Genomic DNA, 26,035 nt, shown 5'->3' with positions numbered 1-26,035 from the left:
CGTTGCTCCCCTTGTCGTGCAATGATCCCGGCGTTACGTTGTGCGATTCCTGATGTCTTCCAGGGGGGCTCCCATGGGCGTACGGGGCCGGCACCGCCGGTATCAGCCGAGCAGCATCAACCGGGCCTCGCTGGCCGTGACCGCCGGCGGCGCGGGCATCGCGCTCCCGCTCATGGGTGCCGGGGTCGCCGACGCGGCCTCCGTGGACACCTGGAACAAGGTCGCGGCCTGCGAGTCGACGAACAACTGGCGCATCAACACCGGTAACGGCTACTACGGCGGCCTGCAGTTCAGCCAGAGCACCTGGCGCGCCTTCGGCGGTACCGCCTACGCCCCGCGCGCGGACCTGGCCACCAAGGACCAGCAGATGGCGGTGGCGGAGAAGGTGCTGAAGGGCCAGGGGCCCGGCGCCTGGCCCGAATGCGGGAAGCGGGCCGGACTCACGCGCAGCGGCCCGGCGCCCGCCATCACCCCGCAGTCACAGGCACAGCCACAGGCGCAGGCACAGATACGGACCCAGTCGCAGGGACAGTCCCAGGCCCCGCGCACGGCCCCGGAGCAGGGCGGCGGACCCCGCCCGACGGGGACCTCCGTCCTGCCGAACCCGTACGTCGTCGCGCCCGGCGACTCGCTCTCCTCGATCGCCACCGACCAGCACGTCGAGGGTGGCTGGCAGGCGCTGTACGAGACGAACCGGGCCACCGTCGGCGGCAACCCGGACCTGATCTTCCCGGGTCAGCGGCTCACCATGCGGGTGACCACGGCGCCGGCCACCCCGCCGCCGCCCGCCCAGGACCCGCAGAAGCCGCCGCGGACCGCCGACCCGGTCAAGCCCGCGGAGCCGGCCGCCGAGAAGCCCGCCGCGAAGCCCGCGCCCAAACCGGTCGAGAAGCCGGCCGAGAAGCCGGCCGAGAAGCCGGCGCCGGCGCCCGCCTCAGCGCAGCAGAAGCCGGAAGCGGGCGGATTCTCCGCCCCCGTCGACGCCGCCCTCGGCACGGCGTACCGCGTCTCGGGATCCTCCTGGTCCAGCGGCTACCACACGGGCGTCGACTTCCCGGTGGCGACCGGCACCACGGTCAAGTCCGTGGGACCCGGCCAGGTCATCAGCGCCGGCTGGGCCGGTGCCTACGGCTACCAGGTCGTCATCCGGCACACCGACGGCCGGTACTCCCAGTACGCGCACCTCTCCGCCCTCGGCGTGAAGGCCGGCCAGCAGGTCTCCGGGGGCCAGCGCATCGGCCGCTCCGGCTCGACCGGCAACACCACCGGCCCGCACCTGCACTTCGAGATGCGCACGGGGCCCGGCTACGGCTCCGACATCGACCCGCTGAAGTACCTCCGCGGCCACGGGGTCCGCATCTGACCCGCGCACGTGCGAGGGCACGGCGGTGAGCAGGACCAGGCCGGTCGCCGCGAGCACGGCGCTTGCCACCGCCGCCGTCGCGCCCGCGGCCCCGTACCGGAAGCCCTCGTCGAACAGCGTGATGCCGACCGTCGCCGCGACCACCGGGTTGACCACCGTCAGGGTGGCCAGCGGCGCGGTCAGCCCTGCGCCCCGGTAGGCCGCCTGCGACAGCAGCAGCCCGCCGGCCGCCAGTACCGCGATCGCCGCGAGATCGGGCCACAGCGCGGGCAGGGCACTCGGGGCGAAGCCCTCGGCCACCGACTTGGTGAACACCGAGGCCATGCCGAAGGCCGTGCCGGCGGCGGTGGCCAGCAGCGCGCTGTGCAGCACCGCCCGGTGCATCCGGTGCGCCGCCACGAACAGCACGAGCACCGCGGCCCCGGTCACCGTGAGCAGGAGGCGCCGCTCGTCGCCCGCCAGTGCCTGCTCCGCCCGGGCGTTCCCGCCGGTCAGCGCCAGCAGCCCGGCCAGACCGACCGTGGCCAGCACCGCGCCGCGCCAGGCGGCCGCGCCGGCCCGGCGCCGTACGAAGAGGGCGGCCATCGGCAGCGCGAAGACGATGGTGAGTGCGCCGAGCGGCTGGACCAGGCTCAGCGGCCCGTAGGCGAGCGCCACCACGTGCAGCAGCGCACCGAGACCGTTCAGTCCCACCGCCACCCACCAGCCGCCCCGGCGCAGCGGGGCGTACGTACGGTCCGGCGTGCTCGCCGCGACCCGTTCTTGGACGATCGCGCCACCCGCGTACGCCAAGGCGGACACGAGGCACAGCAGGACCGACAGCGCCAGTGCACTCATAAGGTCCACAATGCCCGACCCATCTGCGCTATTCCTCCGCCCACAGGTGGTGATCAGTCATACTCCGGACGTAGTACGGGAGTACGCAGCGTGGTGGTGCCACCAGCGGAAAGCGACTTCTGCTGCACCGCAGAGTCACCGATTCGCCCCGTACGGTCACGCTTCGCTCGCGGTGCGTGAGGGCCTCGGGAGCGGGTTTGGCTCCGGGCGTGAGGGATCCGTACAGTTGCCCTTTTGAGGACTTCCGCAGCAGGCGGATGCGGACGAGTGATCAAGGAACGGCAGCGGCAATGACGGTGACCGAAGACAGTCAGGACTACGGCCACGACCACGGGCACGCCTACGGGCCCGGTATCGACCCCGACCGGCTGGCCCTCTGCCTCAGCGTGCTCGACGAGCTGGACAAGCTCGATGTCGACCACCCCGACGCGATCACCGTACGCCGTGCCACCGCCGGCCTCTACCGGACGGTCAAGCAGCGCCGCCGCCAGGAGCGCCGCGCCGCCAAGACCGCCAACGACAAGGCCGTCACCGAGGCCACCGCCACCGGCTCCGCCGAGCGCATCGACGACGAGACCGAGGGCATCCTGCCCTCCTCGGTCACGGAGGCCGGCCGGATCGCCGGGATACTCCAGCGCCCGCGCTCCTGCTACGTCTGCAAGACGCGGTACGTCGAGGTCGACTACTTCTACCACCAGCTCTGCCCGGAGTGCGCCGTCGAGAACCGGACCAGGCGGGAGGCCCGCGCCGACCTGACCGGCAAGCGCGCGCTGCTCACCGGCGGCCGGGCCAAGATCGGCATGTACATCGCACTGCGGCTGCTGCGCGACGGTGCCCACACCACGATCACCACGCGCTTCCCCAAGGACGCCATCCGCCGCTTCAAGGCGATGGAGGACTCGGCGGACTGGATGCACCGCCTGGAGGTCGTCGGCATCGACCTGCGCGACCCGGCCCAGTCCGTGGCCCTCGCCGAACAGGTCGCGGCGGCCGGTCCGCTCGACATCCTGATCAACAACGCGACGCAGACCGTGCGCCGCCTGCCCACCGCCTACGCGGCGCTGGTCGAGGGCGAGTCCGCCCCGCTGCCCGCCGGTGAGCTCCCCGCCCACCACGTCATCGGCGCCTTCAACTCCGGCGCGGTCGACGGCCTGGCGGCGCTGCCCGTCGGAGTGAGCGGGCTCGAGGCGCAGAAGGTCGCCGACCTCGCCCTGGTCGCGGGCAACGCCAGCCTGGAGCGGCACCTCGCCGGCACCGCCATCGACGCGGGCGGTCTGCTGCCCGACGTCGTCGACAGCAACACCTGGGTGCAGACCATCGACCAGATCTCCCCCGTGGAGCTGCTCGAGACCCAGCTGTGCAACTACACGTCGCCGTTCATCCTGATCAGCGCACTTCGGCCGGCCATGGCGGAGGCCGCCCGTAAGGCGGCCACCGGGCGGGCGTACGTCGTCAACGTCTCGGCGATGGAGGGCGTCTTCAGCCGTGGCTACAAGGGTGCGGGGCACCCGAACACCAATGCCGCCAAGGCCGCGATGAACATGGTGACGCGGACCAGCGGCCAGGAGATGTTCCAGACCGACCGCATCCTGATGACCTCGGTCGACACCGGCTGGATCACCGACGAGCGCCCGCACTTCGACAAGCTGCGCCTCGCCGAGGAGGGCTTCCACGCCCCGCTCGACCTGGTCGACGGCGCCGCCCGGGTCTACGACCCGATCGTCCGCGGCGAGTCCGGCGAGGACCTGTTCGGTGTCTTCCTCAAGGACTACGCCCCGGCGAACTGGTAACCCGGCCTCCCGGCCTCCCGCCCTACGGGAGGCCGGTGCCCGACCTTCTCGACCCCCTCGGTGAACCGAGGGGGTCGAGTGCGTTCCCGGCGGGCCCGACCCGGCAGGCCCCGGCGGCGACCAGTTCCAGCAGCGGCCGCCAGTCCTCCAGCACGCCCGCGTCCAGGCCGGCCGCGGCGGCCGAGTCCCGGGCCTGGCGCAAGGTGGCCACCGCCTCGGCGTCGTCGTCGCATCGGGAACCGGCCGGGCCGACCGGGCCGACCGGGTCGGCCGAGCAGGCGGAGCCGTCGTGGCCGTCCCCGCCGACGGTGCCGCAGAGCCGGACCAGCCGGGCCACGCGCTCGCCCAGCAAGGGGCGGATCGACTCCGCCGCCTGCCCCGCAGTAACCGCCCCGTCACTCAGACGGAGCAGCCGCCCGAGGTCGTGCAGCAGGCCCGCGATCTGCAGTTCCTTGTCGAAGGGGTGCGAGCGGCGCAGCAGGGCCGCGGTCCGCAGACCCTGGTCGTGGGGACCGGCGTCCAATAGGGCCATGAGCTCCAACACGCTTGTGAGGTGAGGCACTTGAGCCTCGGGCACCCTGGACTTCGCCACCGCCGACCTCCTCCGTCACACCCCGCACGTCCGGGCCCGAGCAGATCAGGCGTCATGCGCCCGCAGGCTCACGACTTGCTGAACTAGGAGCGAAAGTAAGAGGGCGCAGCGGATTTTGCCTTCCTATCGAGCGGAGGTCCGCTCATATGTGTACTCTGGGGCATCAGACGGCCCCCATCCGGGCCGCGCTCCACTAAGGCGCCACCGCGTCCGGAAACCCTTTCATCCCTTGCCCGGGGCGCGGTCCGCCCACCGGGTTACGCGACACGAAGGAGTGCGCGGTGACTGAGAAGACAAAGCCCGAACCGACCCTGCTGGAGCGGACGGGAACCAGGGCGAAGCCCCGGACCGACGAGCTCGGAAGCCTCGAGGTCTGGGCCCGATCCGCCCCGATCCGGCTGGCCGGGTACGAGGACGACCTGGCGGAAGCGCACATCCTGCCCGGTATCGACTAGTCGGCACAGCGGTGCCAAGCGCCCCCTGAGTGCCCGCGCGCACCGGGGGCGCTGCCCTGTCCGGCGAGGTCCCCGCCCGGTTCGGCCCGGGTTCCCCTTCCGGCTACGCCCTGAGCGTCATCGCCGAGGGCGATCACGACTTCCGCCCCTCCTGCAGCCCCGGCAGGCTGACGTGCATGAAACTGCTGATGCTGGGCGGTACCGAATTCGTAGGACGCGCGATCACCGAGGACGCCCTGGACCGGGGCTGGGAGGTGACCGTCTTCCACCGCGGGCACCACGCGCCCCCGCCGGGCACCTCCGCCCTGCACGGGGACCGCACCGCCCCCGGGGGCCTGGCCGCCCTGGAGGCGGGGGAGTGGGACCTCGTCGTCGACACCTGGGGCGGCGCCCCCACCGCGGTCCGCGACAGCAGCCGGCTCCTGCGCGAGCGGGCCGGGCGGTACGCATACGTCTCCAGCCGCTCGGTGTACGCGTACCCCGCCCCGGCCGGTCTCGCCGAGGACGGCCCGCTGGTCGAGGGTTCGCCGGACGCCGGGTCGATCGCCTACGCGCAGGACAAGCGGGGCGGCGAGCTCGCCGCGCTGGACGCCTTCGCGGACCGCGCCCTGCTGGTGCGCGCCGGGCTGATCCTCGGCCCGTACGAGAACGTCGGCCGGCTGCCGTGGTGGCTGAACCGCACCGCCCGCGGCGGTCCGGTGCTCGCCCCCGGGCCGCGCGAACTCCCGCTCCAGTACATCGACGTACGCGACCTCGCGCACTGGACCCTGGACGCCGCCGGAGCGGGCCTCGGTGGCGCGTACAACCTGGTCTCCCCGTCCGGGCACGCCACGATGGGCAGCCTCCTCGAGGCCTGCGCCGCCGTCACCGCGGGCGGCGCCGAACTGCGCTGGACCGACCGGGCCCGGCTCCTGGAGGCGGGCGTGGAACCCTGGACCGAGCTCCCCGTATGGATCCCCGAGGGCGAGGACCACGACCACATGCACCGCGGGGACGTCTCCAGGGCGCTGGCGGCCGGACTGAAGTGCCGGCCGGTCGAGGAGACCGTGGTGGACACCTGGGTGTGGCTGCAATCGCTCGGCGGAATCGCCCCGCAGCGGTCCGACCGGCCGGCCAAGGGTCTTTCCCCGGAGCGGGAGGCCGCCCTACTCGGGCTCTGACGGCTGCGCCCGCGCGAGGCGGGTCGGCGGGAGGTACTCGCGCACGAGCGTGCGGTGCCACCAGGCCCCCGTCTCGCGCAGCTCGCGCCAGGTGGTGAACCGGTAGCGGTACAGCAGGGCCCGGACGTGCAGGGGCGGGGCGTCCGGGAAGGGGTTGTCGCGCAGCAGCCGCAGCGTGTCCCGGTCGCCCGCCAGCAGCCGCTCCACGAACGGCCCGAACCAGTCCCGCGCGTAGTCGGGGGAGATCGCCGCGAACCACATCAGCCAGTCCAGCCGCAGGTGGTACGGGGCGAACTGGCGCGGAAGGCGGCCCGGTTCCCCCGGCTTGCCCTTGAATCCGTACTCGCGCCAGTCCCCGTCCGCGCGCGGCACCCGGTCCGCGGTGCCCTCCACCGCCACCTCCATCCGGACCCGGCTGACCGAGCCGAACGCCCCGTAGGTGTTGACCAGGTGCAGCGCGTCGAAGGAGCGGTTCATCACCTGGCGGCGCGAGATCATGTTGAGCACCGGGTGGCGGCTGAGGAACAGGACCAGGACGGTCACCGCGCACACCAGGACCACGAACCACACGGGACCCGTGCGCGAGGCGGCCGCCGGGGGAGCGCCCGCGAGCCCGGTGAAGTCCACGGCCGAGACGGCCAGCGTGATCGTCAGCCAGTTCAGCCAGGCGAAATTGCCCGAGAGCACCAGCCACAGCTGCGTCGCGATGATGATCCCGGCGGCGTACGAGGCCACCGGCTGCGGGGTGAACAGCAGCACCGGGACGACCAGTTGGGTCACGTGGTTGGCCGCGCACTCCACCCGGTGCAGCGGCTTCGGCAGATGGTGGAAGAACCAGCTCAGCGGCCCGGCCATCGGCTGCGTCTCGTGGTGGAAGTACAGGCAGGTCAGCTTGCGCCAGCAGGGGTCCCCGCGGATCTTGATCAGCCCGGCCCCGAATTCCACCCGGAACAGCACCCAGCGCAGCAGCCACAGCACCAGCACGGGCGGCCCGGCCCGCGCATTGCCGAGGAACACGGCGAGGAAGCCCACCTCCAGCAGCAGCGATTCCCAGCCGAAGGAGTACCAGGTCTGCCCCACGTTCACGATCGAGAGGTAGAGCAGCCACAGCGCGGCCCACATGGCCATGGCCGCGCCCAGCGGCACCTCGTCCCCGGCCCCGGCGGCCAGCGCCGCGGCCAGGGCCGCGCCGCCCCAGGCGCAGCCCGCGAAGAGGCGGTCGGAGTAGCGCAGTTGGAACAGGCTCGGGGCGCGCCGGAAGGGCACGTACCGTACGTAGCGCGGCACGGGCAGCATTCCGTGCGCCCCGATCAGGGCCCGGAACTGCAGGGCGGCCCCGATGAAGGCGACGAGGTAGATCCCGGCCAGGGCCCGCTGGAAGACCAGCCGGGCGAGCCAGTATCCGGGCGCCGTGAACCAGTCCATCGCCTCCAGTATCGGACCGGTCAGCCGCTGGTGGCCAGCTTGCGCAGGTGGTCGCCCAGCCGGCGGGCGCAGCGCCGCTGGAGGAAGGGGACCAGCGGGCCGGCGAGGCGGGCGTACCAGCTGTTCGGGCGGCTGAACGCGGTCACCGTGAACCACACCGTGCCGTCCGGGTCCATGTCCACGACGAAGGACTCCTCCCCGCATCCGGGGTGGCCGGCCAGGGTTCCGTAGGCGAATCCGATGCGGGCGGGCTCGTACGCCGTCCAGATCACCCGGCACGGGGCGTCGATGCGCAGCGGTCCGCGGCCGATGCCGACGACCACCCGGCTGCCGGGCCGGACCGCGGCGACATCGGCTCGCACCCGCAGGCCCGAGGCCCGGTGGGCGTGGAAGGTGGTGACCGCGGTCCCGGCGCTCTCGAAGACGGTCCGGCCGTGGCCGAGGCGGATGCGGTGGCGCAGGTGGTTGTATCCGGCGGGCAGCGGCCGGTGGGCCGTCGCGCCCCTGTCGGGGTGGCTGACGGTGTCCCGGCCGGCGCTGATGAGGCGGGTCATGGCGAGGTCTCCAGTCGGTCGGTGGTGGTGCGTGGCCGGTGGTCCGGGCCCGGGGACCGGGGCGGCGGCGATCGACGGCGCCGTCACCCCGGACCCCTCCCACGCCGCGGCCCATCCCTTGAACGCGTTCAACTCGCAAGGGTGAGCCTACGGCGTTCCTTGAACATGTTCAAGGAACGCTCCGGTTGCGGCTCCTGCGCGAATGCGGCAGACAAGAGGAAGCAACCGGGGCGAAAAGGGAGATTCACGTGTACGGACCGTCACTTCCGACACCTCGTCAGACGTCGCGTCGTCATGCGCCCGCCGGCGCCGCCCTCTTCGCCCTCCTCGGCCTCTTCGCCGCGGCGTGCGGCGGCGGCGCGGAGAAGCCGACGGGCGCCGCCGGAGCCGAGAGCCAGGAGGTCTACCTCCAGCCCGTCGCCTCCGCAGGCCCCAACCCCTTCACCACCTCCTCGGCCACCGCCGAGTCCGCCCCCGTCCAGCCCCCGCTGCCCAACCGGACCGGACAGGGCATCCGCACCGTCAACGCGGCCACCCCCGGCCTGTACGGCGGCACCCAACGGCTCGGCAGCTGCGACGTGGAACAGCAGGTCGGCCTCCTGACCGCCGACGACGCCAAGGCGCGCGCCTTCGCCCAGGCCTCGAACATCGCAGAGGAGAAGATCCCCGAGTTCCTGCGCGGCCTGACCCCCGTCGTCCTGCGCGCCGACATCAGGGTCACCAACCACGCCTTCCGTGACGGCCGCGCCGACGGCTTCCAGTCCGTCCTCCAGGCCGGCACCGCCGTCCTGGTGGACGAGCACGGCATGCCCCGGGTCCGCTGCGGCTGCGGGAACCCGCTGGCCTCCCCGCGCTCAGCCAAGGGATCCCCGGTGCACAAGGGCGACCCGTGGAGCGGCTACCAGGCCAACCAGGTCGTCGTCATCGAACCCACCACCCACGTGATCAACAACCTGGTGATCGTCAACATCGCGGACAACACCTGGATCGAGCGCAAGCGGGGGGACGACGGCGCCCAGGACCGGGTCCCGAAGGCGCTGCCCCCGTTCGATCCGGCCGCCGGCATCCCGGACGGGCCCCTCACCCCGCCCGGGGCCGCCTCCGGCGACCCCTGCCCGAGCCAGGCCGCACCGGTCTCCCCGAACGCCGGGACGGCGCCGAACCCCGGGGCGACGAACTGCACGCCGGATCCGCAGACCCGGCGGAGCTCACCCGGCCAGACGCGGCCGCAGAACCCGGAAATGCCGTCGAACCCGGCCACCCGGCCGCAGCAGCGGCAGCCGTCCGACACCTCGCCGTCGGACATGCCCTCGGACCCCCTGTCCGGCATGCCGCCGCTGGATCCGGGCGAGCCGGGCCACCCGAACGATCCCGTGGATCCCTTCAACCCGGACGTCCCCGTCGACCCGGACACCCCGTACGACCCCCACACCCCGGCCGACCCGTCCGACCCGTTCGTGGGACCGAACCTGCAGCCGCAGCCCTCGGACGAGGGGTTCCCGCTGGAGAGCGCCTGACCGGCCCGTGTGTCATGGTGGATCGGTGCCGACCACCGTATCGCTGCCGGACGACTGGCCCGCACACCCGGACCGGTCGCTCTCGCTGAACCGCATGGGCAGTTTCGACTGGGACCTGGTCACCGGTCTCATGCACATGGACGAAGCCGCCCTCGGAGTCTTCGACACGGCCCCCGACGAATACGACGGCCGGCCGGAGTCCCTCAACCCGCGCGTGCCCGCGGCGGAGGCGACCCGGCTCGACGCCATGGTCTCCTCCGCGCTCAAGAGCGGCGAGGACAGCTACGGCGCCTACTTCCGCATCCGCTGCCACGACGGGCGGCTGCGCTGGACGCACACCCAGGGCCGCGTCATGCGCAGCCCGGAAGGCCGCCCGTACCGGATCATCGGCATCGTCCGGGACGCCACCGAGGAACTCAGCCACTCGGCGGAGCGCCTCGGCCTGGACGAGGAACGGCGCCGCCAGACGTCGGTGGTCGAGTCCACCACCGCCGCCCTCGCGCACGCCCGGACCGTGCAGGACGTCATCGACGTCATCGGCGACGCCCACGGCCTGGAACGGCTCGGCTCGATGGGCATGGTGATGGGCCTCGTCGAGGCCGGCCGGATCCACCTGGTCGCCGAGGGCCCGGAGGACAGCTTCGTCCCCGGCACCCGCTACACCCGCATCGACGAGCAGTACCCGATGAGCGAGGTCGTCCGCTCGCTGGAGCCGCGCTTCCTGGACTCGGCGGCGGAGTTCGCCCGGGACTACCCCGGGCTCTGGGCGAAGATCTCGTACATGCAGATCTCGGCGGCCGCCTACCTGCCGCTCATCGCCCAGGCCCGCCCGATCGGCGCGATCGGACTGCTCTACCAGGACAAGGACGGCTTCACCCAGGAGGAACGCAACCTGCTCGTCGCCCTGGGCAGCAGCATCGCGCAGAGCCTCCAGCGGGCCATGCTGCTGGAGCAGGAGCACGACCTGGCCGAGGGCCTCCAGCAGGCCATGCTGCCGCGGCGGATCCCGTCGGTGGCCGGCGGGGAGATCGCCGTACGCTACCGCTCCGCCCGGATGGGCCGGGACATCGGCGGCGACTGGTACGACGTCATCCCGCTGCCCGGCGGCCGGGTCGGCGCGGTCATCGGCGACGTCCAGGGACACGACACGCACGCGGCCGCGGTCATGGGCCAGCTGCGGATCGTGCTGCGCGCGTACGCCGCCGAGGGGCACTCTCCCGGCACCGTCATGGCCCGGGCCTCCGTCTTCCTGCACGAACTGGACACCGACCGGTTCGCGACGTGCACGTACGTGGAGGCCGACCTCTCGACGGGCGTGCTCCAGGTGGTCCGGGCCGGCCACATCGACCCGCTGCTGCGCACCCGCGACGGGGACTGCCACCGGTTGCCGGTGAACGGCGGCATGCCGCTCGGCCTCTCGGCGGAGTTCGGCCGCCTGGAGTACCCGGTGACCACGGTGGAACTGGACCCGGGCGAAACGCTCCTGCTGTGCACGGACGGCCTGGTGGAACAGCCCGGCGCCGATCTCGACGACGGGATCCAGCTGCTCAGCTCCCACATCCGGGGCGGACCGGCGGACCTGCAACTCCTGGCGGACCTGCTGTGCGAGATCGCCGACGAACGCGGCGGGGACGACGACATGGCGCTGCTCCTGCTGCGCCGCCAGGTCGTGGCGGCCCCGGAGGGCGGCGGCCGCCTCCAGCAGCACGTGGCACCGGGCGACCCGGAGGCCCTGGTGGCCGCCCGGCACATGATCGGCGCCGCGGTGCGCTCCTGGGGCGCGCGGGAACGGGCCGACGAGATCGAACTGGTCGCGGACGAACTGATCGTGAACGCCCTGATGCACACGGACGGCCCGGCGATCGTGACCCTACGGGTCCTGGCGGGCCCCCAGCGCAGGCTCCGGGTGGAGGTCGAGGACCGCTCCAGCGCGCTGCCGCGCCGCCGCGAGGCGGGAGAGTCCGGCGTCTCGGGGCGCGGCCTGATGCTGGTGGACCGGCTGGCGGATGTGTGGGGCGTCGAGCCGCGGGGCAGCGGCAAGTGCGTGTGGTGCGAGTTCGTGATGGGCTGAGGCCGCTGACGTCCGGCCGGGGCGGACTGTCGGTGGCGGCCGGCAGGATCACCGCCATGCCCGATCGCACCCGCGCCATCACCGCGTACTGGAACGCCGCCGCGGCAGCGTTCGACGACGAGCCGGACCACGGACTGCGGCAGGAGCGCACCCGCGCCGCGTGGGCCCGGTCGCTGAGATCGTGGCTCCCCCTCGGACCGGCCGAGGTACTCGACGTCGGCTGCGGTACCGGTTCGCTCTCCCTGCTGCTGGCCGAGGCCGGGCACCGGGTGACCGGTGTGGACCTGGCGCCCCGGATGGTGGAGCGGGCCGAGGCCAAGCTCGCGGCCGCCGGTTTCGAGGGCCGGTTCCTCGTAGGCGACGCCGCGCTGCCGCCGACCGGGCAGCAGCGCTACGACGTCCTCCTCTGCCGGCACCTGCTGTGGACCCTGCCCGATCCCGCGGCCGCACTGCGCGCATGGGTCGCGCGGCTCGGCCCGGGCGGCCGGCTGGTGCTCGTCGAGGGACGGTGGCGGGAAGCGGGGGAGAGCGCAGCGCCGTACGTCGAGGGCGCCGCGTCCCTCCCCTGGTACGGCGGGATCACCGCCGACGAGCTGGCCGCCGCGGTCGGCCCCCTGGTCGCCGGCCTGCGCATCGAACCGCTCAGCGGGAAGCCGGAGTTGTGGGGCGGACCCGTCACCGACGAGAGGTACGCGCTGATCGCCATGACCTGAGAGGAAGAGGCCGCGGGTCGGGGCAGCACGTTCCGCGGTGCTCTCGCCCCCGAACGCGCGGGGCAAGGACGCGCCCGGAGACCGAAAGTCCGTTGCGGGCGCGGCGGGGGTCCGTGAGGATCGGGGGCGATGACCAACGCCATGGACGAAGTGCACCGGTTCCTGAAGTCGGACGATCTGCCCGGAGCGGTACGGTCCCTGCGGCCGCACGCCGAGTCGGCGCCGATCGCCGAACTCGCGAAGGCCACCCGGGCCCTGGCCGACGCCGCCGGGTTCAAGGACCTGGCCGGCGCCGCCGGGGCCGCCGCCGAACGTCCCGGCGAACCCCAGGCCCTCTACGATCTCGGCTACGCCTGCGTCGAGCGCGGCGTCCCCTTCCTCGCCGTCGCACCGCTGCGCGAGGCACTGCGCCTGCTCCCCGACGCGCGGCCCGTCCTCGCCGAGCTGGTCTCCGCCCTGGAGGACGAGAACCGGCACGCCGAGGCCGCCGCACTGCTCTCCGGCCGGGGCGATCGGCTGTCCGCCTGGCCCGAGACGTACCTCCTCGTCCACCACACCCTGCTGGCCGGTGACCTGGACACCGCCGAGCGGATCGGCCGGACCCTGCCCGCCCCCGAGGATCCGCAGTGGGCCGGCGCCCACGATCGCCAGACGCGCCGACTGCGGCGCACCGACCGGGCCCGCCGCGCCCAGGGCGAGGCGGGCCGGGCCGATCCACTCGGCCGCACCGACCTGCGCGGCTGGCACTACGGCCTGACCGGCGGCCTGCTGGGCACCCTCTCCCCGTACGGCTGGGACGCCGGGATGACCGGCCGGTACGCCTACCTCGGGGACACCCACGAGCAGTGCCGCCACGGCCTGTCCCGCCTGGCGCTCGCCCTGGAGGCCGCCGGCCGCCGCCCCGCCACGGTCTCGTTGCTGCCCGACCGGTCCGACCGGATCCTCGGGCTCGCCGCCGCCCGGGTGCTGGGGCTGCCCTGCGTACCGTACGAGCCCGACCGTACGGACACGCTCGTCGTCGCGTACGACCTGAACGCGACCGACCCGGACCTCGTACGCACCCTGCACGCGCGCGCCGACGGCCAGATCCTGTCCGAGCACGCCACCTGCTGGACCCATCCGCCCGCGGTGAGCGCGGACTTCAGCGCACTGCTGTGCCAGTTCGTGTCCCCGCCGTGGAAGGACGACCAGCGGCCCGAGGAGGAGATCGCCCGGGAGATCGCGCAGGCCGCCCCCGACCCGGACGAGGGCGACGGGGCGACCCCGCCCGACCCGGACGAGGCCTTCCGGGCCTTCGTGACCGCCGTCCGCACCGGCTGGCTCACGGAGCCCCGCGACCGCGTCGCATCCCCCGGACCGGTGTCCAGCTCGCGCTTCGCCTGAGGCGGCGGCAGGCTGGGACCATGCCGGAGCTGCCCGAGGTCGAGGCCCTGCGGGAGTACCTCGACGAGCACCTCACCGGGCGGGTGGTCGAGCGCGTCCTCCCGCTCACCGTGAGCGTGCTCAAGACCTACGACCCGCCGCTCACCGCCCTCGAAGGGCAGCCGGCCGGTACCACCGCCCGGTACGGCAAGTTCCTGGCCCTGCCGGTCGGCGAGCTCCACCTCGTCACCCACCTGGCCCGGGCCGGCTGGCTGCGCTGGCAGGACGCACTGCCCGCGCAGCCGCCGCGCCCCGGCAAGGGCCCGCTCGCACTGCGCGTATCCCTCGTGGGCGGGGGCGGCTTCGACCTCACCGAGGCCGGGACCCAGAAGCGCCTCGCCGTGTACGTGGTCCACGATCCGCAGGAGGTGCCCGGCATCGCCCGCCTCGGACCCGATCCACTCGCCGGGGACTTCGGCCGGGACGCCTTCGCCGCGCTGCTCGCGGGGGAGCGGCGCCAGATCAAGGGCGTCCTGCGGGACCAGAGCGTGATCGCGGGAATCGGCAACGCCTACAGTGACGAGATCCTGCACGCCGCGAAGGTCTCGCCGTTCAAACTCGCCGCGTCCTTCACCGAGGAGCAGCTCACCGAGCTCTACGAGGCCGTGCGGGGCACCCTGCGCGAGGCCGTCGGCCGGGCCCACGGGGTGGCCGCCGGAAAGCTCAAGGCGGAGAAGAAGAGCGGGCTGCGGGTGCACGGCCGGGCCGGCGAGCCGTGTCCGGTGTGCGGGGACACCATCCGCTCGGTGTCCTTCGCCGACTCCTCGCTGGAATACTGCCCCACCTGCCAGACCGGCGGGAAGCCGCTCGCCGACCGGCGGCTCTCACGCCTCCTCAAATAGCCGGCCGCTGCGTAGACTCCCGGGCCATGTGCGAGCAGCAGCAGGCGACGCCCCGGCGCGAGATCGTCACCGGGGTCGCCCGGGGCACCCGCCGGCCGCCCGCGCACACCCCCGCCCGCTCGGAGATCTCCGAGCAGACCACTCTCGGGGCGACCTACGTACGGGCCCTGATGCGCAGCCAGCTGCGCGCGGCTCTGGGGGCGCTGGCCGCACTGGTGTCGCTGGTGGGGACGCTGCCGCTGGTCTTCGCCCTGTCGCGCGACGGCTCGGGGCCGCTGGTCTGGGTGGCGCTCGGTCTGCTGGTCTATCCGGTGATGTGGCTGATCGCCCGGTGGTACGTCACCCGGGCGGAGCGCAACGAGGCCGACTTCACCGGCCTGGTGATGGATCCGGACGGCAGGTCCTAGGAGGTGGCCCGGAGGCCCTTTCGTCAGAACAGGTGCATGGCCAAGTGTCCCAGTGGCAGGCCGAGTTGCCAGGCGGGGGTCCACACCCGCGCGTTCTCGTCCAGCCCCGGTGGGAGATCGGTGTGGTCGGGCCGTCCCGGGTCGAGGTTGGTGGCGAACAGCTCGGTGCTGTCCAGCCAGCGCCAGGCCGCCCGGGCCAGTTCCAGGTCGGGGTCCTCGGCGTCGCCGCGCTCCCGGGCCTCCTCGCCGAGCGCGAGGAACCGGGTGTGCACCCAGTCGCGCCACGGATGTCCGTACGCCGTGAGCGACAGCCACTCGTCGAGCTGCGACACCACCCGGATGCCGGAGAGCTCGCCGGCCGCGTCCGAGAGGTAGATCGTCAGGGCGAGCGTGTCCCGTCCGGCCCGGAACTCCAGCGTGCTGACCGGGATGAGCCGGCCCGTGCGCAGCAGTTCGTCCGCGATGTACTCGGCGTACAGCCAGGCCATGGGCACCGCGAGCCCGCCGTCACTGGTGCCGTTACTACCCTCGGGCTGCACCGTTCCACCTTCTCCCGCGCTTCGAGCGTCCCGTCGTCAGTCCTGAGCCTTCACCGAGCGGCTCGCGGAGCGGGGGATGTTTACTCAACTTGCACGGTCTGATGCCGAAATCGACGCGTTTTATGTCCGGTCCGCATCTGTTCACGGCGTTACGCGATCCTTCCCCGTGGCGCGGGTTCAGGCTCCGAGGTCGTATCCGTACCCCTGGAGCCCTTTCTTGAGGGCTCGAAGGGCGTAGTACGTACGGGACTTGACGGTTCCCGCCGGGATGCCGAGCTCGGCGGCGGCCTCGGCCACCGACCGGTCGCGGAAGTAGACCTGCATCAGCACCTCGCGGTGCTCCGGCCCCAGGGACCCCACGGCCCGGCGGACGTCGATGGCGGTGACCGAGCCGGCCACCGCGTCCTGGGGCTCGGGCGCCTGCTCCAGTCCCTCCGGGTCCACCTCCAGCGGCCGTGAGAGCCGGGCCCGCCGGGCGTCGATCGCGAGCCGCCGGGCCACCGTGAACAGCCAGGGCCGCATGGAGTCGTGCCCGCTGGCCAGGGCCTCCGGATGCTGCCAGACCCGTACGAGGGTTTCCTGCACGAGGTCCTCCGCGCGCTGGGCGTCCCCGGCGGTCAGGCCGACCAGGAATCCGAACAGGGCCCGCCCGTGGTCGCGCTGGAGTTCGGCCAGTGCCTCGGGATCCGTACGCAGGAGGGTGGGGGAGAGCGGCACGAGGGGCTCCTTCCGGGGTGCGCGGGGGGCCGTGGAGGCGGCGACCCGTCCACCCTGACCTGCGCGGAGCCGACCCGGAACCGTCCGGTCCCGGCGTTGCGCCCAAGCACCCGGGTCGTCCGCCGGGCGGCCGTGCGGGTCGGTGAACGGTCGAACGGCGCGGCGAACGGCGGACGGGGTCGGCGCGATCGGCCCGATCGGCGGGCCGTGGTGACCGGGCCGTGGCAACCGGGCCGAGCGTGTCCGCCGTTCGGGTGGGTCCGTGCAGGTGTTGCGGATCCGTTCCTTGACTTACGGCGTGTAGTCATATGGATTGCATGTGATCACACGTCAGATAATCGTATTAATGGGAGTCGGGCACATGACCACGCGTATCCGGCCGCAGGTGCTCGCCCTCCTGTCGGCCCTCCTGCTGTCCGCCGCCGCCGGATGCTCGGCCGGCGGGAACTCCGCACCGGCGCGCCTCGGGGACTCGGGCGGGCCGGCCGCCCCCTCCAGCGCCGGGGGGCCGCCCGCCGCCAAGGGCTTCACCCTGGTCGCGAGCGGCGACGTACTGCCGCACGCCTCCGTCATCCAGCACGCGGCGAACGACGCGGACGGCGACGGTTACGACTTCGGGCCGATGTTCTCCGGCGTCAAGGCCGTGGTCTCCGCGGCCGACCTCGCCCTCTGCCACATGGAGACCGTCTACGGGGAGGAGGGCGGGCCCTTCTCCGGCTATCCGGCCTTCAAATCCCCGCCGGAGGTCGCCGACGGGCTGAAGGACGCCGGGTACGACGGCTGCTCCACGGCCTCGAACCACACCCTCGACGACGGGGCCGCGGGACTGCGCCGCACGCTCGACCGCTTCGACAAGGTCGGCCTGAAGCATGCGGGCTCGGCCCGTACGGCGGCCGAGGCGGCCACGGTGACCACGTACCCGGCGGGCTCCGCCAAGGTGGCGCACCTCGCGTACACCTACGACACCAACGGCTACCCCCTGCCCGAGGGCCAGCCGTGGGCGGTCAACCTGATGAAGCAGGACAGGATCATCGCGGATGCGCGGGCCGCCCGGAAGGCGGGCGCGGACGTGGTGCTGGTGAGCGTCCACTGGGGCACGGAGTGGGAGACCGAGCCGGACGAGACCCAGCTCTCGCTCGGCAGGGCGCTGACCGCCTCGCAGACCGGCGGCCGACCCGACATCGACATGATCCTCGGCACGCACGCGCACATCCCGCAGCCCTACGAGAAGGTCAACGGGACCTGGATCGTCTACGGCATGGGCGATCAGGTCGCGGGGGAGATGTTCAACCACACGGGTGCGCGCGACATGCGGGGCAACTACGGCTCGATCGGCCGGTTCACCTTCGCCCCGCCGGCCGCCGCCGGGCAGCGCTGGCAGGTCACCAGGGCCGAGTTCGTGCCGCAGATGATGGACCTGGCCGCGGGCCGGGTCGTCCACCTGCCCGACGCCCTCGCCAAGGACCCCGGCCGTGACGACTACGAGCGCGCCCGGGACGCCATCACCGAGGCGGTCCTCAGCCGCGGCGCGGCCAAGGACGGCCTGACCGCGGGCAAGTAGCCGCCGGTGCGTCGCAGTGCGAAGCGGCGCGATCCGGGCGGTGGGACGGGTGGGGCGGGCATCAGGGAACGACGGTCACGGGCCAGCGGCCCGCCTTGACCAGGCGGATCGCCACCGAGCCCACGATGCGGTGGCCCGCCTGCTCGGAGCCGCCGACGACCACCGCGTCCGCCATCAGCTCGTCCGCCGCACTCGCCAGGCCGGAATACGGGTCGCCGCGGAAGGTGTGGAACTGCCAGCGCACCTCGTAGATGCCCTTGAGGCGCTCGGCCGACTCGCGGATCTCGGCCACCAGGCCCTCCGCGATCTCCCCGGTGGTGTCCGCCACGGGCGCGCCCAGCGCGGCACCGGCCGGCATCACCGGCTGGACGTACACCAGCGCCAGCAGGGCGTTCTGCCGCCGGGCCAGCCCGGCCGCGTAGGCCGCGGCCCGCAGCGAGGACTCCGATCCGTCCACCCCGGCCAGGATCACCTTCGGACCGTCGGTACCGCGTTCGAATTCCGTGTTCGCGTGCTCCGTCACCCTGCCGAGGATAGGCCGCGGCCCGGAGGACGTCCGGAGGCGGGGGAGCCGGGGGACGGGCCGGGGGAGCCGGAGGACGGCCGGGGAGCCCGGGGGACGGCCTTCCGTTCGGCGCGCGCACCGGCCCCGCCCTCCCTACAGTGCGAACCATGAGTGTCACCGTGGAGGAGTCGCGCGGAACCCGGAACCGCTTCCTGAACCGGGTACCCGACGGATTCGGCGCGTTCTTCGGAGCGCTGGGCCTGCTGTGCGCCCTGCTCGCACTCTCCCCCACGCTGCGGCGGCTCCTGCGGCACATCGTGCGGTTCCTCGACCTGATCGTCGTTCCGGTCAGCGCGAACCTCGCCTACGCCGTCTTCCTCTTCCTCCTCGCCGCCGCCCTCGGCACCCGCAAGAAGGTCGCCTGGTGGATCGTCATCACCTATCTGGCCCTGCTGATCGTCGACGACGTGCTGGAGATGGCCGTCGGCGAGTACTGGATCGGCATCCCCTCCATGGTCATCGCCGTCGCCGCGCTGGCCGTGCTGATCGCGGCCCGCAACGAGTTCTACGCCGCCTCCCGGCCGGGGGCCCTGTGGCACGCCCTGATCGTCCTCGGCCTCGGCATGCTCGCCGCCGTACTCGCGGGCTGGGCGCTCGTCGCCCTGTTCCCCGGCACCCTGCCCCAGGGCCAGTGGCTGGACTGGGCCGCCAAGGAGGTCTTCGGCGGCCTCTTCTCGGCCCGCCAGTTCGACGGCCGTCCGCCCCGCCCGCTGTACTTCCTGCTCGGCCTCTTCGGCGCCGTCGCCCTCCTCAACGCGGCCATGACCCTCTTCCGCTCCCAGCGCCTGACCGCCGCCCTGCACGGCGACGAGGAACCGCGCATCCGCGCCCTCCTCAGCGCCTACGGACGGGGCGACTCGCTCGGCTACTTCGCCACCCGGCGCGACAAGGCCGTCGTCTTCGCCCCCAACGGAAGGGCCGGCGTCACCTACCGCGTCGAGGCCGGCGTCTGCCTCGCCAGCGGAGACCCGGTGGGCGACCCCGCCGCCTGGACGGCGGCCATCGACGCCTGGCTGGCCGTGGCCCGGCGCTACGGCTGGCAGCCCGCCGTCATGGGCGCCTCCGAGGACGGCGCCAACGCCTATGCCCGGTCGGGACTCGGCGCACTGCAACTCGGCGACGAGGCCATCCTGCACGTGGCCCACTTCGACCTCGACGGCCGCGACATGCGCGTCACCCGCCAGGCCGTCAACCGGGTCCGGCGCACCGGCGCCACCACCGTCATCCGCCGCCACTCCGCCCTCTCCCAGGACGAGATGCAGAGGATCGTGGACCGGGCCGACCGATGGCGCGACACCGAGACCGAGCGCGGCTTCTCCATGGCCCTGGACCGGCTCGGCGACCGCGAGGACGGGGACTGCCTGCTGGTCGAGGCCTTCGACGGCAAGGGCGAGCTGATCGCCCTGCTCTCCTTCGTTCCCTGGGGCAAGGACGGCATCTCCCTCGACCTGATGCGCCGCGACCGCGCCGCCCCCAACGGGGTCATGGAGTTCATGGTCGCCCAGCTCTGCGCCGCGGCCCCCGGCCTCGGCGTGCACCGGATCTCCCTCAACTTCGCCGTCTTCCGCTCCGCCTTCGAGGAGGGCGGCCGGATCGGCGCCGGCCCCGTCCTGAAGCTGTGGCGCAAGCTGCTGCTCTTCTTCTCCCGCTGGTGGCAGCTGGAGGCGCTGTACCGCTCGAACGTCAAGTACGGCCCCGAGTGGTACCCGCGCTTCCTCTGCTACCAGGACGCCGGTTCGCTCGCCCGGGTCAGCCTCGCCTCCGGCATCGCCGAGGGCTTCGTCTCCGTACCGAGCCTGCGCACCCTGTGGGGCAACGGCCACCCCAAGGGCCTCACCGCCCCCGCCACCACCGAGGGCCTGCCCTCCATCGACTCCCTCGGCCTGGACGCGGTGGAGCAGGAGACCGGGGGAGCCCCGGCCGAGCGGCTGCCCGAACAGGTCCGAGTCCGCCACGCCAAGCTGGACCGCATCCGGGCGGCGGGCACCGACCCCTACCCGGTGGGCATCCGCCCGCGCACGCACACCGTCGCGGAACTGAAGGCCGCCCACCCCTCCCACCCGCCCGGTGCCAGGACCGGGGAACAGGCCACCCTCGCCGGGCGCGTGATGCTCGTACGCGACCTCGGCGGCGTCGTCTTCGCCGTCCTGCGCGACTGGTCCGGGGACGTACAGCTGATGCTCACCCGGGACGAGGCGGGGGCCGACGTGCTGGACGCCTTCACCTCCCAGGTCGACTTCGGCGACCACGTGCTCGTGAGCGGCGAGGCCGGCGCCAGCAAGGCCGGGGAGCTGTCCCTCGTCGTCCGGTCCTGGCAGCTCACGGGCAAGTGCCTGCGCCCCCTGCCCGACAAGCGCAAGGGCCTCGCCGACCCGGAGGCCCGCGTCCGGCGCCGCTACCTCGACCTCGTCGCGAGCCCCGAGGCCCGGGACGTCGTACGGGCCCGCTCCAGCGCCGTCCAGGCCCTGCGCCAGGGGCTGCTCGACCGCGGCTACCTGGAGGTCGAGACCCCGATGCTCCAGCAGATCCACGGCGGCGCCAACGCCCGGCCCTTCCGCACCCACATCAACGCCTACGACCTCGACCTCTACCTGCGCATCGCGCCCGAGCTCTACCTCAAGCGGCTCTGCGTCGGCGGCATGGAGAAGGTCTTCGAGATGGGCCGCACCTTCCGCAACGAGGGAGTCTCCTACAAGCACAACCCCGAGTTCACGATGCTGGAGGCCTACCAGGCCTTCGCCGACTACGACGTGATGCTCGACCTCACGCGGGAACTGATCCAGAGCGCCGCCACCGCCGCCTTCGGCTCGCCCATCGCCCACAAGGCGGGACCGGACGGGAAGCTCGTCGTCCACGACATCTCCGGGACCTGGCCGGTCAAGACCATGTACGGGGCCATCAGCGAGGCCCTCGGCGAGGAGGTCGACGCCGACACCGAGGAGGGCGTGCTGCGCAGGCTGTGCGACCGCGCGTCCGTCCCGCACGCCCCCGAGGACACCCGCGGTGACGTGGTGCTGGAGATGTACGAGCGCCTCGTCGAGGAGCGCACCAAGCTGCCCACCTTCTACAAGGACTTCCCGACCGACGTCTCCCCGCTCACCCGCCAGCACCGCCGCGACCCCAGGCTCGCCGAGCGCTGGGACCTGGTCGCCTTCGGAACCGAACTGGGCACGGCCTACTCGGAGCTGACCGACCCGGTGGAACAGCGCCGCCGCCTCACCGCCCAGTCCCTGCTCGCGGCCGGCGGCGACCCGGAGGCGATGGAGCTCGACAACGACTTCCTGGACGCGCTGGAGTACGCGATGCCGCCCACGGGCGGCCTGGGCATCGGCGTGGACCGTCTCGTCATGTTCCTCACGGGCCTGACGATCCGCGAGACGCTCCCCTTCCCCCTGGTGCGCCGCGGCTGACCGGAGCCGATGCCGGGATCGCCCGACGGTGACCCGTTTCCCGTCACCCTCCGGGAGTCGGCCGACCGGGTGAGGGGAAGAGAGTGCTTCCGCGCCTCTCGACTTCTGCGGCGATGTCGTTGATACGTAGTAAGAATGAAAAATGACGAGCCGACAGTAGGGCGGCGCACGGTCCTGCGTACCGCCGTCTTCCTCGGAGTCGCCGCCGCCTCCGGACTGCTCAGCGTGCGTGGTGAGGGCGGTGCCCCGGTGCCCGGGGCGGGTGGGGGGTCCGGGTCGCCGGCCGGGCCGGGGGCGCGGCCCGCGGCCGGTGCGCCGGGGCTGCGGGCGCAGGGGCTGCCCGAGAAGTCGTACCGGCTGCGCCCCATGACCGCCGAGGGGCCGGTGCGGCAGGCCGTCGCGAAGCCCGCCGTACGGACCAGGCCCATCCTGGAACTCCCCACCGAGGCCGCCGCGTCGGGCGGCATGGTGCTCACCTTCGACGACGGCCCGGACCCGCGCTACACCCCCGCCATCCTGGACACCCTCGCCCGGTACGGCGTACGCGCCATGTTCTTCGTCTGCGGGGAGATGGCCGCGGAGAACCGGGACCTGCTGCGTCGCATGGTGGACGAGGGCCATGTCATCGGCAACCACACCTGGACCCATCCGCACATCCCGGCGCTCAGCCGGCCCGCCCTCGCCTCCGAGATCGGCCGCACGAGCGAGGTCGTGCAGCAGGCCGTCGGCGAGGCGCCGCTGTGGTTCCGGGCGCCCTACGGGGCCTGGAACCGGGCCGCCTTCGAGATCGGGGCCGAGCTGGGCATGGAGCCGCTCGCCTGGACCGTGGACACCCTGGACTGGAAGGAACCGGGAACCACGACGATCATCTCCCGGGTCCTGGGCGGCGCCGCCCCCGGCGTGATCGTCCTCTCGCACGACGCGGGCGGCAACCGGTCGCAGAGCGTCCAGGCCATCTCCTCGTACCTTCCCCAACTGCTCGCGCGGGGCTACCGGATGACGCTCCCGACGCTGCCGCCCCGCTGAACCGCAGCCGGCTGCGGCGGGTGCGTCCCGGGCTCAGCGGGACTGCACCATGCGGGCGAAGACGACCACGTTGCCGTCGTAGCCGCGGGCCTTCGAATAGCCGCCGCCGCAGGTGATCACCCGGAGTTCGGCGTGCCCGGTGTCCCCGTACACCCGGGCTCCGGGAAAGGCCTCCTTGGAGAACACCTCCACGCCGTAGACCTCGAACACCGCCGTGCGGCCGTCGTACCGCTCCACCTCGATGTGGTTGCCCGGCTTGACCGAGCCCAGGCCGTAGAAGACGGCGGGGCCCTGCGCGTTGTCCACGTGCCCCACGATCACCGCCGAGCCCCGCTGGCCCGGCGAGATGCCGTTGAGGTACCAGCCGGCGAGATTGCGGTCCTGCGGGGGCGGGGCGTCGATCCAGCCCTCCGCGTCCAGCCCGACCGTCATCACCGGCGCGTCCACGTTGATCGTGGGGATCCGGATCCGCTGCACGGACGAGTGCTCCAGCACCTCCATGTCCGGCGGTGGCGTCGGTGGATTCGCCGGCAACTGGTCGGCCGTCACCGCGACGGCCGAGGCCGCGGTGGGCTGCGGCGGCCCGTCGTCCATGTTCACGCCGTTTCGCACCATGGCGAGGCCGGTGAGCATGACCAGGGCGAGTACGCCCCACGGTGAGCGTTTGCGTGACTGCCCGGTCTCGTCCTCGCCCATCGTTCTCCCTTCCCGGACGCGGGGGTCCCGACCCGCGTTCCTGTCCCGCCCCTGTACGCCCTACTTCACGCACGCTAAGGCTGAGTCGGCAGGACGGCGAGGGGGGAGGGGCGAACGGGTGGCCGCCACCCGGAGGGAGCCGGAAGGGGTGCGCCCATCCAGGTAATCGTCACATAAATGCCTGACGGGTCGTGACCTGCGGATCCGTCAGCTGCGTCGTCCGCGCTTCGGCGTGTCGCTCAACCGGGCGGCCCAAAGCCGGAAATGCGGAGATTGCGGGGCGACCCGAGGGTTCGATGTGGGAGGCGTTCTCGTCGATCATCCGGGGCCGACGCTCCGGGGCGCTTCCCGCTGGAGGTTCCACCATGCGTGTCTTGCGCGCTCTTACCGTGACGGCGGCAGCCTGCGCCGTGATCGGCCTCAGTGCCCCATTCGCCTCCGCGAACCAGGACCCCGGGGGCCGGGGTGGGAATGGGGGTGGGAACGGCCCCAGCAACATCTCCGTCAACCCGTATTCCGTGCACCAGGGTTCCACGATGCAGGTGAGCGCTGCGGGCTGCGGTCACGGCGGTACCGTCGCATCGCCCGGCAACTTTCCGCCGGCCAACCTGTCCGCGGGGTCGATCGGCTTCGCGACCGTACGGATCTTCAACCACGCCTCGCCCGGTCACCACACGCTGTCGGTCAGGTGCAACGACAACAGCCTGGTCGCCACACACCGCTTCACCATCCTCGAAGGCAACCCCTCGCAGGGCGGCATCGGCGGATCCTTCGGCCCGTCCACCGCCGAGACCGCCATCGGCGCGGGCCTCGTCGGTGCCGCGGCCCTCGGCGCGGGTGCCCACGTGCTGCGTCGTCGCCGCCCGCTGCGCGACCGGTGGTAGCGGGGGATGTCGCGGGATGTCGTGCGGGTTCAGTGGCTACGGCCGGACCTCCTGCGGCGCAGGGCGAACACGGTGCCGCCCGCGGCGGCGAGGAACAGGCCGGCGCCCGCGCCGAACTCCACGGGATCCATGCCGGCCACGCTGCCGCCCAGGCCGCCGCGCACACCACGGGCGGCGGCCGAGGTCGGGACGGCGGCCGCGCCGGTGGCGGTCCTCGTGGAGCTCGTGGTCGGTCCGGTCGTGCCGCCGGCGATCGTCAGGTCGGCCGAGCCGGTCTCCCCGTTGCAGGTGAAGGAGACGGAGTAGACGGCGCCGCGCCGGGCGTCCCGGTCCACGGTGACCCGTACGGTCTGGCCGCGCGCGATGCTCACGGTGTCGAAGACCCCGGAGGAGGCGGTGGCGTAGGCGGCGTTGCAACGGCTGACCGCGAGGACCGTCTGCCCCCCGGGGGCGACGGTCGACGGTGTGATGGTGAAGCCGAACGAGGTGATGGGCTGGGCCTCGGCTGCGGTCGCGGCGGGCGCGCCGAGGGCGCCGAGCGCGAGTACGGCGCCCGTGGCGCCGGCGCTCAGCAGGGCGGTGGCGGAGGTACGTATCGCACCCATGGTTGATTCTCCGGATCCCCGAGGAGCAGCCGCGGAACGGTTTCCGCACGTGGGGGGTCGTGCGCCTCGATGTCCGACACGCTAGGTCCGGGTGCGGTGACCCGCGATCAGGAACGGGCGAATGGGGCACGCCCGTAGGCCGAACCGGGGACGGGAGGCCCGCCCCCGGTTTGCGGGGGCCGTCAGCCGCCGAGGTCCAGGTGGGGGAACTGGGCGAGGAACGGTTCGGCGGTGGCGGCGATGCCCCGCCCGAACGGCGCGTCGAAGTCCCAGATCAGGAACAGCAGGAAGGCGATGAGGGCGCTGAACAGGCCCGCCAGCAGCAACTCCCGGAAGGACCGCCTGATCTGCAGGGTGAAGATCAGACCCACGGTCACCAGGGCGCCGGCGATCAGCCCGAACCACACCACGCCCGGCATGGTGGCCCCGGCACTCTGGCCGCGCGCACTGCGGGCGTCGTCGACCACCGCGACCTGGTCGACCAGCGGCTGGTAGGCCTGCCCCTCGTGGTCGGTCTGCGGCTCGTAGTCGGTGACGTCGCGGCGGATACGTTCCAGCAGCTCCCCGCCGCGCTCGGTGAGGTCGCCGTGGTCGGCCATCCGCTTCCACTCCGTGTCCACCACGTAGGACACGTACGCCTCGACATCGGCCCGGATCCGCTTGCGCACCTCGGCCGGGTAGACCTCGGAGCGGACACTGATCTCGTGCAGGGCCTGTGCCTCCTGGCGCACGTATTCCTGGGCGGCCCCGCGGCCCTCCCAGACTCCGGCGATCGCCAGGCCCAGCACGATCGCGATCAACGCCGGCGCACCCTTCATCAGGTAGACTGATTGGTCATATCCAAATCTGACGAAGCCGACGAAGAAATTAGTGGAGAGCTCGGT

General features: G+C 72.9%; 23 protein-coding genes and 1 pseudogene. 14 read left to right on the top strand and 10 right to left on the bottom strand.

What is annotated here, in order from left to right; all coding sequences use genetic code 11:
• Nucleotides 1-73: 73 nt before the first annotated feature.
• Nucleotides 74-1,363 carry a transglycosylase family protein gene (locus ACWGE1_RS06335; RefSeq protein ID WP_453419434.1) on the top strand — a complete coding sequence of 430 codons (1,290 nt, stop codon included), beginning with the start codon at nt 74-76 and terminating at the stop codon, nt 1,361-1,363.
• Between the two features lie 21 nt (nt 1,364-1,384).
• On the opposite strand, the pseudogene ACWGE1_RS06330 reads toward ACWGE1_RS06335, so the two are convergent.
• Nucleotides 1,385-2,200 (bottom strand): annotated as a pseudogene (locus tag ACWGE1_RS06330) (DMT family transporter); the annotation flags it as partial.
• A 290-nt stretch (nt 2,201-2,490) separates the two neighbouring features.
• Here ACWGE1_RS06330 and ACWGE1_RS06325 point away from each other — a divergent pair.
• Complete coding sequence (locus ACWGE1_RS06325) at nt 2,491-3,990, top strand: SDR family NAD(P)-dependent oxidoreductase (protein WP_453419389.1); 1,500 nt, start codon at nt 2,491-2,493, stop codon at nt 3,988-3,990.
• 22 nt (nt 3,991-4,012) lie between these two features.
• On the opposite strand, the gene ACWGE1_RS06320 is transcribed toward ACWGE1_RS06325, so the two are convergent.
• Nucleotides 4,013-4,534: an HD domain-containing protein gene (locus ACWGE1_RS06320; RefSeq protein WP_453419388.1), complete on the bottom strand. Its 522-nt coding sequence runs from the start codon at nt 4,532-4,534 to the stop codon at nt 4,013-4,015.
• Nucleotides 4,535-4,863: 329 nt separating this feature from the next.
• On the opposite strand from ACWGE1_RS06320, the gene ACWGE1_RS06315 reads away from it, so the two are divergent.
• Together ACWGE1_RS06315 and ACWGE1_RS06310 are read left to right on the top strand one after the other, a co-directional pair.
• Nucleotides 4,864-5,037, top strand: coding sequence for a hypothetical protein (locus ACWGE1_RS06315; RefSeq protein WP_453419387.1), 174 nt, complete (start codon nt 4,864-4,866; stop codon nt 5,035-5,037).
• A 176-nt stretch (nt 5,038-5,213) separates the two neighbouring features.
• On the top strand, nt 5,214-6,197 hold the full coding sequence (locus tag ACWGE1_RS06310; RefSeq protein WP_453419386.1) for an NAD-dependent epimerase/dehydratase family protein: 984 nt from the start codon (nt 5,214-5,216) through the stop codon (nt 6,195-6,197).
• Here the strand turns inward: ACWGE1_RS06310 and ACWGE1_RS06305 are convergent.
• Together ACWGE1_RS06305 and ACWGE1_RS06300 are read right to left on the bottom strand one after the other, a co-directional pair.
• Complete coding sequence (locus ACWGE1_RS06305; protein ID WP_453419385.1) at nt 6,183-7,622, bottom strand: lipase maturation factor family protein; 1,440 nt, start codon at nt 7,620-7,622, stop codon at nt 6,183-6,185. The genes ACWGE1_RS06310 and ACWGE1_RS06305 overlap by 15 nt on opposite strands.
• 20 nt (nt 7,623-7,642) lie before the next feature.
• The gene (locus ACWGE1_RS06300) at nt 7,643-8,176 is read right to left on the bottom strand and encodes a DUF1990 family protein (protein WP_453419433.1); all 534 of its coding nucleotides are present in this window, start codon (nt 8,174-8,176) and stop codon (nt 7,643-7,645) included.
• A gap of 248 nt (nt 8,177-8,424) precedes the next feature.
• Between ACWGE1_RS06300 and ACWGE1_RS06295 the strand changes: the two genes are divergently transcribed.
• The 6 genes from ACWGE1_RS06295 to ACWGE1_RS06270 all read left to right on the top strand — a co-directional run bounded on the left by ACWGE1_RS06295 (nt 8,425) and on the right by ACWGE1_RS06270 (nt 15,148).
• Nucleotides 8,425-9,693: a DUF6777 domain-containing protein gene (locus tag ACWGE1_RS06295; protein ID WP_453419384.1), complete on the top strand. Its 1,269-nt coding sequence runs from the start codon at nt 8,425-8,427 to the stop codon at nt 9,691-9,693.
• A gap of 7 nt (nt 9,694-9,700) precedes the next feature.
• Nucleotides 9,701-11,764, top strand: coding sequence for a SpoIIE family protein phosphatase (locus ACWGE1_RS06290; protein ID WP_453419383.1), 2,064 nt, complete (start codon nt 9,701-9,703; stop codon nt 11,762-11,764).
• Between the two features lie 56 nt (nt 11,765-11,820).
• Nucleotides 11,821-12,477, top strand: a complete 657-nt coding sequence (locus ACWGE1_RS06285) for a class I SAM-dependent methyltransferase (protein ID WP_453419382.1) — start codon at nt 11,821-11,823, stop codon at nt 12,475-12,477.
• 129 nt (nt 12,478-12,606) lie between these two features.
• Entirely contained in the window at nt 12,607-13,860 is a 1,254-nt protein-coding gene (locus ACWGE1_RS06280; RefSeq protein ID WP_453419381.1) for a hypothetical protein, read from the top strand.
• Nucleotides 13,861-13,880: 20 nt separating this feature from the next.
• Nucleotides 13,881-14,741, top strand: a complete 861-nt coding sequence (locus ACWGE1_RS06275) for an Fpg/Nei family DNA glycosylase (protein WP_453419380.1) — start codon at nt 13,881-13,883, stop codon at nt 14,739-14,741.
• A gap of 26 nt (nt 14,742-14,767) precedes the next feature.
• On the top strand, nt 14,768-15,148 hold the full coding sequence (locus tag ACWGE1_RS06270; protein WP_453419379.1) for a hypothetical protein: 381 nt from the start codon (nt 14,768-14,770) through the stop codon (nt 15,146-15,148).
• Between the two features lie 23 nt (nt 15,149-15,171).
• Here ACWGE1_RS06270 and ACWGE1_RS06265 read toward each other — a convergent pair whose 3' ends face one another.
• Together ACWGE1_RS06265 and ACWGE1_RS06260 are read right to left on the bottom strand one after the other, a co-directional pair.
• Nucleotides 15,172-15,636, bottom strand: coding sequence for a hypothetical protein (locus ACWGE1_RS06265; RefSeq protein ID WP_453419432.1), 465 nt, complete (start codon nt 15,634-15,636; stop codon nt 15,172-15,174).
• Between the two features lie 228 nt (nt 15,637-15,864).
• Nucleotides 15,865-16,404, bottom strand: a complete 540-nt coding sequence (locus ACWGE1_RS06260; RefSeq protein ID WP_453419378.1) for a sigma-70 family RNA polymerase sigma factor — start codon at nt 16,402-16,404, stop codon at nt 15,865-15,867.
• 361 nt (nt 16,405-16,765) lie between these two features.
• On the opposite strand from ACWGE1_RS06260, the gene ACWGE1_RS06255 reads away from it, so the two are divergent.
• The gene (locus tag ACWGE1_RS06255; protein ID WP_453419377.1) at nt 16,766-17,965 is read left to right on the top strand and encodes a CapA family protein; all 1,200 of its coding nucleotides are present in this window, start codon (nt 16,766-16,768) and stop codon (nt 17,963-17,965) included.
• A gap of 61 nt (nt 17,966-18,026) precedes the next feature.
• On the opposite strand, the gene ACWGE1_RS06250 is transcribed toward ACWGE1_RS06255, so the two are convergent.
• A complete protein-coding gene (locus ACWGE1_RS06250) occupies nt 18,027-18,488 on the bottom strand; it encodes a universal stress protein (protein WP_453419376.1) in 462 nt (153 codons plus the stop codon).
• A 149-nt stretch (nt 18,489-18,637) separates the two neighbouring features.
• On the opposite strand from ACWGE1_RS06250, the gene lysX reads away from it, so the two are divergent.
• Both lysX and ACWGE1_RS06240 read left to right on the top strand, forming a co-directional pair.
• Nucleotides 18,638-21,940, top strand: a complete 3,303-nt coding sequence (gene lysX / locus ACWGE1_RS06245; RefSeq protein ID WP_453419375.1) for a bifunctional lysylphosphatidylglycerol synthetase/lysine--tRNA ligase LysX — start codon at nt 18,638-18,640, stop codon at nt 21,938-21,940.
• A 135-nt stretch (nt 21,941-22,075) separates the two neighbouring features.
• Entirely contained in the window at nt 22,076-22,966 is an 891-nt protein-coding gene (locus tag ACWGE1_RS06240) for a polysaccharide deacetylase family protein (protein WP_453419374.1), read from the top strand.
• Between the two features lie 33 nt (nt 22,967-22,999).
• Here ACWGE1_RS06240 and ACWGE1_RS06235 read toward each other — a convergent pair whose 3' ends face one another.
• The gene (locus ACWGE1_RS06235) at nt 23,000-23,662 is read right to left on the bottom strand and encodes a class F sortase (protein ID WP_453419373.1); all 663 of its coding nucleotides are present in this window, start codon (nt 23,660-23,662) and stop codon (nt 23,000-23,002) included.
• Nucleotides 23,663-24,027: 365 nt separating this feature from the next.
• On the opposite strand from ACWGE1_RS06235, the gene ACWGE1_RS06230 reads away from it, so the two are divergent.
• Nucleotides 24,028-24,546: a hypothetical protein gene (locus ACWGE1_RS06230; RefSeq protein WP_453419372.1), complete on the top strand. Its 519-nt coding sequence runs from the start codon at nt 24,028-24,030 to the stop codon at nt 24,544-24,546.
• A 29-nt stretch (nt 24,547-24,575) separates the two neighbouring features.
• On the opposite strand, the gene ACWGE1_RS06225 is transcribed toward ACWGE1_RS06230, so the two are convergent.
• A complete protein-coding gene (locus ACWGE1_RS06225) occupies nt 24,576-25,151 on the bottom strand; it encodes a hypothetical protein (protein WP_453419371.1) in 576 nt (191 codons plus the stop codon).
• 182 nt (nt 25,152-25,333) lie between these two features.
• On the bottom strand, nt 25,334-26,035 hold a 702-nt coding region (locus tag ACWGE1_RS06220), incomplete at its 5' end, for a bestrophin-like domain (protein ID WP_453419370.1).

The organism is Streptomyces sp. NPDC054932, assembly GCF_053610205.1.
Note: the sequence above shows the minus strand (reverse complement) of the source record. Positions and strands in the feature narration are given on the sequence as shown.

Bases quoted from the DNA above. Each gene is read 5' to 3' on its own strand.
- ACWGE1_RS06310 (WP_453419386.1), top strand. From the start codon at position 5,214: ATGAAACTGCTGATGCTGGGCGGTACCGAATTCGTAGGACGCGCGATC.
- ACWGE1_RS06305 (WP_453419385.1), bottom strand. From the start codon at position 7,622: ATGGACTGGTTCACGGCGCCCGGATACTGGCTCGCCCGGCTGGTCTTC.
- ACWGE1_RS06255 (WP_453419377.1), top strand. From the start codon at position 16,766: ATGACCACGCGTATCCGGCCGCAGGTGCTCGCCCTCCTGTCGGCCCTC.
- ACWGE1_RS06230 (WP_453419372.1), top strand. From the start codon at position 24,028: ATGCGTGTCTTGCGCGCTCTTACCGTGACGGCGGCAGCCTGCGCCGTG.
- ACWGE1_RS06240 (WP_453419374.1), top strand. From the start codon at position 22,076: ATGAAAAATGACGAGCCGACAGTAGGGCGGCGCACGGTCCTGCGTACC.
- ACWGE1_RS06325 (WP_453419389.1), top strand. From the start codon at position 2,491: ATGACGGTGACCGAAGACAGTCAGGACTACGGCCACGACCACGGGCAC.
- ACWGE1_RS06285 (WP_453419382.1), top strand. From the start codon at position 11,821: ATGCCCGATCGCACCCGCGCCATCACCGCGTACTGGAACGCCGCCGCG.
- lysX (WP_453419375.1), top strand. From the start codon at position 18,638: ATGAGTGTCACCGTGGAGGAGTCGCGCGGAACCCGGAACCGCTTCCTG.
- ACWGE1_RS06265 (WP_453419432.1), bottom strand. From the start codon at position 15,636: ATGGCCTGGCTGTACGCCGAGTACATCGCGGACGAACTGCTGCGCACG.
- ACWGE1_RS06270 (WP_453419379.1), top strand. From the start codon at position 14,768: ATGTGCGAGCAGCAGCAGGCGACGCCCCGGCGCGAGATCGTCACCGGG.
- ACWGE1_RS06335 (WP_453419434.1), top strand. From the start codon at position 74: ATGGGCGTACGGGGCCGGCACCGCCGGTATCAGCCGAGCAGCATCAAC.
- ACWGE1_RS06235 (WP_453419373.1), bottom strand. From the start codon at position 23,662: ATGGGCGAGGACGAGACCGGGCAGTCACGCAAACGCTCACCGTGGGGC.
- ACWGE1_RS06300 (WP_453419433.1), bottom strand. From the start codon at position 8,176: ATGACCCGCCTCATCAGCGCCGGCCGGGACACCGTCAGCCACCCCGAC.
- ACWGE1_RS06280 (WP_453419381.1), top strand. From the start codon at position 12,607: ATGACCAACGCCATGGACGAAGTGCACCGGTTCCTGAAGTCGGACGAT.
- ACWGE1_RS06225 (WP_453419371.1), bottom strand. From the start codon at position 25,151: ATGGGTGCGATACGTACCTCCGCCACCGCCCTGCTGAGCGCCGGCGCC.
- ACWGE1_RS06275 (WP_453419380.1), top strand. From the start codon at position 13,881: ATGCCGGAGCTGCCCGAGGTCGAGGCCCTGCGGGAGTACCTCGACGAG.